We start from the raw sequence: 12,188 nt of genomic DNA on the forward strand, positions 1-12,188 counted from the left end.
TTATGGTAGGGCTTTTTAGTCCTACCATATTTAATTTATTTATTTTATGAGAATATATTTAATCTTAATTTCAACCTTATGTTTGGCTTTGGTTTATTCATGTAAAAAGGAAATTAATAAGCAAAATTTAAATGAACCGAATGAAACAGGGAAGCATTTGCCGGATATGGCTGATCAACCTTTGTTTAAAATGCTCAATCCATTTGAAACAGGTATTAAATTCGTTAACAGCCTAACGGAAACCCCTGATATGAATGGATTTTTTTATGAATATTATTACAATGGCGCAGGGGTATCCATTGCAGATATAAATAACGATGGTCTTTTAGATTTACTTTTTATATCCAATCTGCGTAAAAACCATCTTTACCTTAACGAAGGCAATTTAAAATTTAAAGATATCACAGAAGCTTCAGGAATGTTCGAATCTAAAGGGTTTAGAACAGGAGTAACTAATGTGGATATCAATAATGATGGACTTATGGATTTTTATATCTCCAAATCTGGAAAATATGATGATCCTACCAAACGACAAAACGAATTATGGGTAAACCAAGGCCCAAACCAACATGGTATACCAACATTTAAAGAGCAGGCTGCTCAATACAACTTGGCTGTTGATATGTGTTCTACACAGGCTGCTTTTTTTGATTATGATCTAGATGGCGATCTCGATATGTTTTTGATAAATCATTATACATCCCCTTTAAAGTATAGTGAAACAGATAAAATGATTAAAACCAAAGGGGTGCTTACTGGTGATAGGTTATTTCAAAATAGAAATGGAAAGTTTTTTGATGTCACCGAAATGGCTGGAATAACTAACATCAATAGGCTGTCTTATGGCTTAGGAGTCTCCATTGGAGATGTTAATAATGATGGCTGGCCCGATGTATATGTGGCCAATGATTACGAAGGCAAGGATTTTCTTTATTTAAATAATAAAAATGGCACATTTACCGATATAGCTAATACCTCCACAGCACACGTATCTTTTTATTCCATGGGTACCGATATGGCAGATATTAATAATGATGGTTGGATGGACTTTATGTCTTTAGATATGATGGCGGTCGATAATTATACCATTAAAACCAGTATGAGCGCCATGAATACCCAGAAATTTTACGATGTAGTAGAATTGGGACTCCACCATCAGTATATGTATAATGCATTACAAATTAATAATGGCATATTAAAAGATAATATACCTGTATTTTCGGATGTAGCACAATTGGCCGGGGTAGCAAGTACAGATTGGAGCTGGGGGCCTTTAATTTTTGATATGGACAACGATGGGCAACAGGATATTTTTGTTTCAAATGGTATAAAGAAAGATTTTAGGAATAACGATTTTGTTATTAAACAAAAAACAAGAAAGGATAAAATTAAACCCGAAGATCGTGATGCTTTTATTAATAGTGTTTTAGATGAAATGCCTGCACGAAAAAAACAGAATTACTTCTTTAAGAACAACGGCAATTTATCCTTTACCGATAAAAGTGATATTTGGGTTTCAGATATATTAACAAGTTCCAATGGTGCAGCTTATGGTGATTTAGATAATGATGGAGACCTGGATATTGTAGTCAATAATGCCGATGATGTTTCGCTGGTTTATAAAAATCATGCGGCTGAACTGGAATTGGGTAACTATTTAAAGGTTGATTTTAAAGGAGGCCCAGAAAACACTAAAGGCATCGGGGTAAGGGTAAAAGTGCAGGCAGGACAAAATATCCAAACAAGAGAGCATTATTTAACACGTGGATTTCAATCATCCATTGCCTCAGGTTTACATTTTGGTATAGGAAAAGCTAAAGTATTAGATACAGTTCAAGTGACTTGGCCAGATGGCAAACAACAAATACTTGAGCAGGTAGAATCCAATCAAACCATTGTGTTAAATTATACTAATGCAAGTAAATCAGAGGTATCGGATGCTACAACAAAGGATGGTTTATTCTTTGAATTGGGAACTGAACAGTTGGGATTGGATTATAAGCATCAGGAAAACGATTTCGATGATTTTAAAAGGGAATCCTTAATACCTCATAAAATGTCCCAACAAGGGCCTGCAATAGCCGTAGGTGATTTTAATGGTGATGGGTTGGAGGACGTGTATTTTGGAGCCGCTTTGGGACAAAAATCCATGCTGTATAAACAAACTGAGGAAAGTAAATTTGTTGCAGTACAGGAGGAAACATTTTTAAATCAGGCAAAGCATGAAGATACAGATGCGGTATTTTTTGATGCCGATAACGATGGTGACCTGGATTTATATGTGGTTAGCGGAGGAAATGAAAAAGAGTTGGAAAGCAATTATTATAACGATAATTTTTATGTAAATAACAATGGAGCATTCTCAAAACAAAATAAAAGTATACCTGCATTTAATATAAGTGGTGCTTGTGTTAGACCTTTTGATTATGATAATGATGGTGATCTAGATTTATTTATTGGAGGTAGGCAAACACCAGGAGAATACCCTAAACCAACAAGTAGTGTTTTATTGAGAAACGATAGTAACAAGGGAGAGATTGCGTTTACAGACATTACAAACGAGGTATGTCCCGAACTTATTAATATTGGAATGGTTACAGATGTCATTAATGCCGACTTAAATAACGATGGACTACAAGATTTAATAATTGTTGGGGAATGGATGCAGGTTAGAGTGTTCTATAATCTCAGAAATACGTTTGTAGACAAAACAGAAGATTCAGGGCTTAAAGAAACAACAGGTTGGTGGAATACCATAAAGGTGGCAGATGTTGATGCCGATGGTGATTTAGACTTATTGGCAGGAAACTTAGGTTTAAACTACAAATATAAAGCTACTAATGATAAACCCTTTAAGATTTATGCCAATGATTTTGATGAAACGGGAACTTTAGATATCGTTTTAGGATATTACCAGGGTGATGATTTATTTCCATTAAGAGGAAGACAATGTTCATCTCAGCAAATGCCATTTATTAAAAAGAAGTTTAAAACATATGATGAATTTGGTAAGGCCTCTTTAATTGATGTATATGGTGAAACTAATTTAGAACAAGCCATAAGTTATGGGGTACAAACATTTGCTTCTACCTACTTTGAGAATACAGGAGATGGAAAATTTGTAGCTCATGTGTTTGAAAATCTCGCTCAAATATCATCGATCAACGATATGGTAATAGAAGATTTTAATGGTGATGGCAACCTAGATATAATTGCAGCTGGTAATTTATATAATGCCGAAGTAGAAACACCAAGGAATGATGCTTCATATGGCCTATATATGCAAGGCGACGGTAAGGGTAATTTTAAAACTTTAATGCCTTATGAAAGTGGAATTTATTCTGTAGGTGAAGTTAGGCATATTAAAAAAATAAATATAAGTAATAAATCGAGCTACATCTTTGCCATTAACAATAATACCCCAATAGTTATTAGTAATAAATAATTGTTTTACATAATAAAATATTTGTAGTTCTAAAAGACGAAATACTAATAAAGCAAAAAAAGTATCGTTTACTACAAATATTTGAGAGGGATTTCAGTTACAAAATATTTTATTTTGAAGCTTAACTATAAATAAAAAATGATGAAATACTTAATATGTATATGGGGCTTGTTTTTAGTGGTGTCTTGTACCCAAAAACAGAATGAGTTATCCATTACATTTGGCGACCATGATTTAATATCCACCACTTTAGCCAAGAGCTGGGATGAGGGCATCCCGTTGGGAAATGGTGTTATAGGTGCATTAATTTGGGAAAAAGAGGGGCGTCTAAGACTGTCTTTAGACAATGTGAACCTATGGGATTTACGTCCCATGGAAAATTTAAATACCCCCGAGTATAAATATTCCTGGGTTTACGACCAATGGAAAAAGGATAATTATAAGGCTGTCCAGGATAAGTTTGATGTGCCTTACGATAAATCACCGGCACCTTCCAAAATTCCAGGTGCTGGACTTGAATTCAATATTGAAACTTTAGGTGATGTAGACTCAACTAGGCTGTCCATTACCGATGCTGTTAGTAAGGTGTTTTGGACTAATGGAACAGCGTTTGAAGCATTTGTACATGGCTCAGAACAAGTTGGCTGGTTCAGGTTTAAAAATGTTCCAGAAGGATTTAAACCAGTTCTTATTCCTCCAGCTTATAATATAGAAGGAGAAAGTAAAGAGGATTCCCCAGTAACAGGGCAAGACTTACGTAGGTTAGGATATCCCGAAGGTCAAGTCAGTGAAAGTGAAAAAGAGATTAGCTACACACAAGAAGGTTGGGGAGGTTTTAACTATAATGTTAGTGTAAAGTGGCAGCATAATGGTAACGATATGGAAGGCTGTTGGAGTATAACGGCACGCTATCCAGAATGGGAGACCAACTTAAATGCAGTAGACCTTGTAGAGAAAGCATTGCAAAGAGGGTACCAATCAGACTTTAGTTCCCATAAAGATTGGTGGGCTCATTTTTGGTCAAAATCCGCCATCAATATTCCAGATCCCGTTATAGAAAAACAATGGCACTTGGAACAGTATAAATTTGGATCGGCAGCGCGCAATGGTGCACCACCAATATCCTTACAAGCGGTTTGGACAGCCGATAATGGTAAACTACCGCCATGGAAAGGGGACTATCATCATGATTTGAATACCCAATTAAGTTATTGGCCTGCATATTCAGGAAACCATCTGGATTTAGAAATAGGATATTTAGAATGGTTACTTAAATACCAGGATAATTTTAAAACATATACCAAGGATTATTATGAGGCTGAAGGTTTGGCAGTCCCCGGTGTTAGTACTTTAACGGGTGAACCTATGGGAGGCTGGATTCAATATGCTTTTGGACCTACAGTTTCAGGATGGTTAGGGCAACATTTTTACTTACATTGGCGTTACAGTATGGATAGGGACTTTTTGAAAAACAAGGCCTACCCATGGATTAGTGAGGTGGCCATATTCTTTGAGGATATTTCAGTAAATGGCGAAAATGGTTTACGAAAACTACCCATTAGCGCCAGTCCAGAAATTCACAATAATAACAGAGAAGCCTGGTTTGGGGAAACGACTAATTTTGATTTGGCAGCTATACGTTGGACTTATGAAAAAGCGGCTGAATTGGCTTTGGAACTTGGAAAGGAAGAAGATGCGAAAAGATGGAACGATTTATTGCAAGAATGGCCTTCTTTCGCCATTCATGAAACAGAGGGCTTAATGTTGGCACCAGAGCATCGTTATGAAGAATCCCATCGTCATTTTTCACACTTAATGGCTTTTCATCCTTATGGTTTAATCGATTATTCTAATGGTGAAGACCATAAAACCATAGTGGACAATACCATTAACCATTTAACAGAAACAGGCTCGGATTATTGGACTGGGTATTCTTTTAGTTGGTTGGCCAATTTACAGGCTCGCGCTTTTGATGGAGAAGCAGCAGCCAATACCCTAAGAATATTTGCCGAAAATTTTTGCCTCCCAAACTCCTTTCACGTCAATGGAGAACAGTATAATAAAGGGTATTCTAAGTTTAAATACCGTCCGTTTACTTTAGAAGGGAACTTTGCGTTCGCTTCGGCGGTTCAAGACATGTTAATTCAAAGTCATACGGGTACTATACAACTATTTCCTGCCATTCCTAATGGATGGGATAATGTTAGCTTTGAAACGTTACGAACACAAGGGGCATTCTTAGTTTCGGCTAAAAAAGAACATGGCCAAATAACCCAAGTGCAGATAGTTTCAGATAAAGGAGGAGATCTAAAAATAAAGAATCCATTTGGAGATTCTAAGTTTAGCATTGATGCAGAATATGTGCTTGAAGATGACATTATTAATGTAAGCACTTCAGAAAACCAGAAAATACATTTAGTACTTGATAAATAGTCGTTTTATATTGAACAACGCTAAAATAGTCATCTTACCATTAATAATCTTTTTCTTAATGGCTTGTTCTAATTTGTATTCAAATGAAGCCGTTATTGATGATGAAAATTTTATTGGCTTACAGAATAAATCGTTGTCTGTAGTTTTCAATAAACAAAGCGGACAGTTGGTGTCCGTGACTAATAAGAACACAAACGACAACTATATTAAAACACCAAATGGGGGTAATATTTTTAGGTTTTTTGTGAATGCCACAGCAATGCCTAGGTTAAAAGCGGGAGCACAGAATAATGATTATGGAGGTGTTATTATAGATCCCAGTACCTGTAAGCTTGATACTTTTGAAATAATTAAAAAGGAAGTATCCAATGTACTTGTTTTAAATTACCTATTCGAAAAACTAAATGTTCAAATTAAGCTTCAGTTAGAGCTTTTTAAGGATGCTGATAATTTTGATGCCAATATAGCAGTAACAAATACAGGCAAAGAATCCTTCTCAGGCTACCTTGCCTTTCCATACCTCACTGGAATATGTATAGGTAAAGACAAGAGTACAAATTTGGCAGTTAATATGTGGGATAGGGGATATCCAGGAGCTAAAGCATGGGAAAGACCTTTAGGAGGTGTCTATGGGAAAGATGTATCCATGCAATGGCAAACGGTTTATGAAACTGAAGGAAAACAAGGCCTTGCTTTTATAACTATGGATAAAGATTTTAGTAATAAAGTCTTATCTACATTTCCAGAAGGTGGCATGTCATCTTTATATTTTGATAAAAAGGTGCTTGAGCCAAGCAAAACAAATGCCTGGCCATCTGCTCGGTTTTTAGTATATAAAGGAAATTGGAGAACAGCGGCAAAAGCTTATAGCCATTGGTTTGAGAATAATGTGCAGACCCGAAATATCCCAGAATGGTATAAAGAAGAGGTCTCAACACGTTCAAGTACATGGTTTCCAACAAAAGAAACTGTTGAAAAAAACAAACAAGATTCTATTTCAAATTCATTTACATCATTTCAACAATTACACAGCTTGTTCAGTAGCCCCATTTTTGGAAATAATATAAACGACTGTATGGAAATAGCCATGTGGAATGAAGGGGTTAATATTTGGCCAGATACCTATGGGCCATGGATGTCTTCAGGATTTATAGACTATAGAACAGATTTAGGAGGAATGGAAGCCTTTAAAAAAGGTGTTGAAGTATGCCACACTTATGGTAGAAGAGTAGGTATGTATGTAGCTGCCTATGGTGCAAGAACAACGAGTCCTATTTTTGAAGGGAATTGGGAACAATTTGCCATTAAGAACAGAAATGGTAAACCGGTTATGGATTATAGAAAAGGTAAAGAAATATACGGCGCGTTCAACTGTCCAGGTTATAAGCCCTGGCAGGATAATTTAATTAGAATTTGTGCTATGCTGGCAGAAGCTGGGGTGGATGAAATTAGGTTAGATGAATTTGGTTTTCCGTTTCGGCCATGTTTTAATGAAGCACATAAACACGAAAGTCCCTTTAACGCCAATACATGGATGCGTGATTGCTTAAAGCGTATTCGCGAAGCCACCGATAAGATAAACCCAGAACTCTTTCTTTCTACAGAGTTTTATATGGACTATTTCAATGAAAGTACTAACGGAGCATTGATTATGGACTGCCCCGGAAATGAGATTGATGCCATGAAAGTGGCCATGCCCAACTATGTGCCGTTATCTTATCACGCCAGTTCGTCTGAGGCAGCTATCACCGGAGCGATTATGAGTAAAACCGAAAGTAGGCGAAACAACTGGGCATGGGGAAATGTAGGGGTAGAAAAACCCGATGATTATGACGAAAATTTTGTGGTAGACTTAAAATGGCACGAATTACACCCAACATTTTCAGAAGCGGTAACCTATGGCGATGTGACTGAATGGGATCCCATTGCCGAAAATGACCCAAAATGGATGGGGCATGTATGGAAATCGAAAGATTATTGGGTGTTAACAGGTGGACATATTGATGCTACGCCATTATCTTCCCCTGAGGTCAGGATAAAATTACCTGAATTACCAGAAGCGATTAATAGCGCCTATGAATTCAACATTGAAACATTAGAAATGAGAGAAGTGCCTATTGTAAGAAAGGATGAAGGAGTTTATATCTCATTACAATCTGCTGTTTCTGCGGTTTTTTTCCCTTTAGCAAGTTGCGACCCCTTACCTGTTATTGTACAAAAAAATAAAATTGATAATGAAAATGAGAGTTTAGTAATTGAAGTGTCTCTTTTTGCGCCATGGAACAATGAAAAAACAAGCCATAGTTTAGATAGTATTTATTTGAATGCCCCAGGGTTTGAGGTTACCAATAAAGTGGTCGATAATGTTAAAACATTTACTATCCATAAAGATGATACAACTCTAAATGGAAATTATCACTATAGTGTTTCTGGTGATTGTATGAAAGTGAAAAGATGGTTTGAAGTTGTAGAATAATAATGAATATATAAATGAAAAATAAAATGAAATTTTTTAAAAAAATCCTTTTGGTTGTTGTAGGATGTCTTTTGTTTGCTTGTGTAGAAAAGGAGACCTCCCTTACGACTAACGATGTAAAGCTTAATTTAATTCCTCAACCAAATGCTGTTAAAACTTACGCAGAAAAGTTTGTAATGGATGAGAGCACCGTTATTTATTATCCTGAATCTAATGAAGAATTAAAAAAACAAGCCGATGTAGTTAATGAAGTGATTTTTAATCATACAGGTTTGAAATTACCATTAGAATCTTATGATAAGATTCCTAAAAAAGGGATAGTAATAAGTCCATTAGAAGATAATGAATCCCTGACAACAGAAGAGTCATATAAAATAGAAATAAACACAAAGAAGATTTTACTTTCAGCTACCACGGTTAAAGGTTTATTTTATGCTATTCAAACGTTTAGGCAACTGTTACCTTTTGAAAAAGTCAATGAAGCTATAGAAATTACTTGTTTAGAGATTAAAGATGCTCCACGATTACCCTATAGAGGAATGATGCTTGATCCTGCAAGACATTTTCTGCCCGCTAAGGATGTAAAAAAATATATTGATGCTATTGCCATGTATAAATTCAATACCCTGCACCTGCACCTTTCAGATGATCAAGGATGGCGTATAGAAATTAAAAAATATCCCAAGTTAATGGAGTTGGCGACAGTAAGAAAAGAGACGGATGGCGATGGTGTGCCACATGGGGGCTATTATACGCAGGACGAGTTAAAAGATATTGTAGCCTATGCCAAAGAACGATTTATAGAAGTTATTCCAGAAATAGATGTTCCAGGACATAGTCAGGCAATGCTTGTAGCCTACCCTGAGTTAACCTGCTTCCCAGATGAATTTGAAGTACGAACTACACCGGGGGTGTCTAAAAATTTGCTATGTGCGGGTAACGACAAGGTGTTTGAATTTTATGGCAACGTGTATAAAGAATTAGCACCTATTTTTACTGCAGAGAAGTTTCATATAGGTGGAGATGAGGCACCATTGGATCATTGGAAAGCATGTTCCAAATGTCAAAAAAGGATTAAGGATAATAACTTAGAAAGTCCTCAACATCTTATGAGCTACTTTTTTGAACGGATAAGCGATACGTTGGCCAAACATGGTAAGACCCCACAAATTTGGTATGAATTGGATGTTCCGTTTTATCCAGAGACCAGTACCATGTATACTTGGCGTGGTGGTTTAACCCCAAAAACTATTGAAAAATCTAGGGAAATGGGGTATAAACTTATTTGCTCGCCGGGAGAACATGCTTATTTTGATTACCCACAAGCCAAGGGAGAGGAAACATGCGATTGGATGGCTTATTTGCCATTAGAGCAGGTGTACAAACTCGATCCGGGTTATGGTTTGCCACAAGAAAAACAGGCCCATATTATAGGGGTTGAAGCTACCATTTGGGGCGAATATGTTAAAGATATTGATAGAGCATTTTATATGACCTTTCCAAGAGCTATGGCCTTATCTGAAGCGGGTTGGACCCAAATGAATAATAGAGGCTGGAATGATTTTAAATCTAGGCTTAAAAGGAATCTACAGATCTTGGAAAGAAAAGACATTAATTTTAGAGAGCCAAAAGAGTTGGCAAACGATGAATTTTATTTAAATAATTTTTAAAAAACGAGATATGAACATAAATGATGATTTGTCAAACAGGCTGGAAAAATGTTATTCTGGTGCAGTTTACGATGTATTAAGAGCAATGGGCTATCCCAACCAAACCTTACCAAATAATATCCGACCATTGGATATAGATAAAAAATTAGCAGGACCTATATACACGGTTAGCGGAAAACATGATGCGAGTTACGACCCACATGAAACTCTATTGAACTGGACCGGCTTGCTTTCAAAAGCGCCTAAAGGCAGTGTGGTAATATGTCAACCTAACGACGATACTCTGTCACATATGGGTGAGTTATCGTCTGAAACACTACAACTAAGAGGTGTACGCGGTTATATTGTGGATGGTGGATGTAGAGATTCGGCATTCATTAAAAACATAGGTTTTAAGGTCTTCTGTAAATATTATACACCTGTTGATGTGGTAGGTAGATGGAAAGCCTATGGTTATGGAGAACCTATTCGTATTGGAGAAGTTCAAATACAGACAGGGGACTATGTTATGGCAGATAGGGATGGTGTAGTTGTTATACCCCAAGATTTAGTAGAAGAAGTTGTTCTTAAAACCGAGGAAGTCCTAAGAACTGAAAGTTTGGTTAGAAAAGCAATTATGGAAGGCGTAGATCCGCAAGAGGCTTATTTGAAATATGGAAAATTCTAATCAGTTTATAAAGCTTTCCGATAACGATAATGTTTTTGTGTTAACCAAAAATGTGGACGTCGGCGATACGCTTACATATAATGGAGAGAATTATAGGGTTACAACACCCATTACCTTGGGCCATAAAATTGCAGCCAGGGCTATTGCTAAAGGTGAAAAAATAATCAAGTTCAATATGTCTATTGGGAGTGCAACACAAGATATTATGGCGGGTGAACATGTTCACCTTCATAATATGAAAAGTGATTTTATTGATACGCATACAAGAGAAAGTTGACGATAACATTAGTAAAGAAATGGAATTAAAAGGATACCAACGAAAGGATGGTAGAAAGGGCATACGAAACGTTATATTGGTAGCGTATTTGGTAGAGTGTGCGCACCATGTAGCATCAGAAATAGCAAGACCTTTTAGGGATGATCATGTTCAGGTGATTGGATTTGGTGGATGTTATCCAAATACCTATGCTGCAAAAGTAATGAAACAACTCTGTACACATCCCAATGTGGGCGGGGTGTTATTGGTATCCCTAGGTTGTGAAAGTTTTAATAGAAGAAAACTTGCTGAGGCAATCGATGAATCTGGCAGACCTGTTAAAACACTGGTCATTCAAAATAGTGGAGGTACATCCAAAACTATTGCCAGTGGACAGGAATGGATTCAGCAAACGGTTATGTCCTTAAAGAAAACAAAACAGGTAAAGCTATCGGTTGAAGACTTGATAATAGGAACAATTTGTGGTGGCTCAGATGCCACCAGTGGTATTGCTGCCAATCCATCGGTAGGGTTGGCTTTCGACAAGTTTGTTGAAAATAACAGCACGGTTATTTTTGAAGAAACAGGCGAAATGATAGGTTGTTTTGAAGATATCATAAATCGTGCAGAAACCCCTTTATTGGCCGAAGAACTTCAAAAAGCATTGAACAAAGCAGCTAGATATTACACTGTAATGGGCTATGGTAGTTTTGCTCCCGGTAATGCCGATGGAGGTTTGACCACCATAGAAGAAAAGTCATTGGGAGCCTATGCAAAAAGTGGAAGTGCGATGATTTCTGGATTGATAAAACCAGGGGATTTACCTAATAAACCAGGACTTTTTTTAATGGATATTGTTCCGGATGGAGAGCCCAGATTCGGTTTTCCTAATATTAATGATAATGTTGAAATAACTGAGTTGATAGCATCAGGTTGTCATATTATTCTTTTTACTACAGGTCGTGGTTCAGTTGTAGGCTCGGCTATTTCTCCAGTAATAAAAATATGCGGTAACCCAGATACCTACAAGCGTATGTCTGATGATATGGATATTAATGCGGGGAAAGTAATTTCTTCTAATGCTACGTTAGAGGAAGTTTCTCAGGAAATTTACAGCAAAGTTTTACAAACTGCTTCAGGCATACCAACTGCTTCTGAACGATTAGGTCATCAAGAATCAGTAATCACCTATAAAACATTTGAACCCATTGGACCTAATTGCCTAGTAGGCTAAATATAAC

7 protein-coding genes are annotated in these 12,188 nt (G+C 36.6%); all 7 read left to right on the top strand.

The genetic code is table 11. The features are described from left to right. Positions 1-46: 46 nt before the first annotated feature. The 7 genes from MR053_RS11115 to MR053_RS11145 all read left to right on the top strand — a co-directional run bounded on the left by MR053_RS11115 (position 47) and on the right by MR053_RS11145 (position 12,181). A complete protein-coding gene (locus MR053_RS11115; protein ID WP_242132505.1) occupies positions 47-3,445 on the top strand; it encodes a VCBS repeat-containing protein in 3,399 nt (1,132 codons plus the stop codon). A gap of 138 nt (positions 3,446-3,583) precedes the next feature. Next, positions 3,584-5,878 (top strand): glycoside hydrolase family 95 protein, encoded by a 2,295-nt coding sequence (locus MR053_RS11120; protein ID WP_242132506.1) that lies wholly within the window; start codon positions 3,584-3,586, stop codon positions 5,876-5,878. A 58-nt stretch (positions 5,879-5,936) separates the two neighbouring features. Next, positions 5,937-8,354 (top strand): DUF6259 domain-containing protein, encoded by a 2,418-nt coding sequence (locus MR053_RS11125; RefSeq protein WP_242132507.1) that lies wholly within the window; start codon positions 5,937-5,939, stop codon positions 8,352-8,354. A 26-nt stretch (positions 8,355-8,380) separates the two neighbouring features. Further along, complete coding sequence (locus MR053_RS11130) at positions 8,381-10,024, top strand: beta-N-acetylhexosaminidase (protein ID WP_242132508.1); 1,644 nt, start codon at positions 8,381-8,383, stop codon at positions 10,022-10,024. 10 nt (positions 10,025-10,034) lie between these two features. Beyond that, positions 10,035-10,691, top strand: a complete 657-nt coding sequence (locus MR053_RS11135; RefSeq protein WP_242132509.1) for an RraA family protein — start codon at positions 10,035-10,037, stop codon at positions 10,689-10,691. Further along, positions 10,678-10,968 (top strand): UxaA family hydrolase, encoded by a 291-nt coding sequence (locus MR053_RS11140; protein WP_242132510.1) that lies wholly within the window; start codon positions 10,678-10,680, stop codon positions 10,966-10,968. The genes MR053_RS11135 and MR053_RS11140 overlap by 14 nt, the downstream gene beginning before the upstream one ends. Continuing rightward, positions 10,943-12,181, top strand: a complete 1,239-nt coding sequence (locus MR053_RS11145) for a UxaA family hydrolase (RefSeq protein WP_242132511.1) — start codon at positions 10,943-10,945, stop codon at positions 12,179-12,181. Before MR053_RS11140 ends, MR053_RS11145 begins: the two co-directional genes overlap by 26 nt. The last annotated feature ends 7 nt before the right edge of the window (positions 12,182-12,188 follow it).

This window comes from Aestuariivivens marinum (genome assembly GCF_022662175.1).
GTDB lineage: Bacteria > Bacteroidota > Bacteroidia > Flavobacteriales > Flavobacteriaceae > Aestuariivivens > Aestuariivivens marinum.

Coding starts and splice junctions, on each gene's coding strand:
- MR053_RS11115 (WP_242132505.1), top strand. CDS start 47: ATGAGAATATATTTAATCTTAATTTCAACCTTATGTTTGGCTTTGGTT.
- MR053_RS11120 (WP_242132506.1), top strand. CDS start 3,584: ATGATGAAATACTTAATATGTATATGGGGCTTGTTTTTAGTGGTGTCT.
- MR053_RS11125 (WP_242132507.1), top strand. CDS start 5,937: ATGGCTTGTTCTAATTTGTATTCAAATGAAGCCGTTATTGATGATGAA.
- MR053_RS11130 (WP_242132508.1), top strand. CDS start 8,381: ATGAAATTTTTTAAAAAAATCCTTTTGGTTGTTGTAGGATGTCTTTTG.
- MR053_RS11135 (WP_242132509.1), top strand. CDS start 10,035: ATGAACATAAATGATGATTTGTCAAACAGGCTGGAAAAATGTTATTCT.
- MR053_RS11140 (WP_242132510.1), top strand. CDS start 10,678: ATGGAAAATTCTAATCAGTTTATAAAGCTTTCCGATAACGATAATGTT.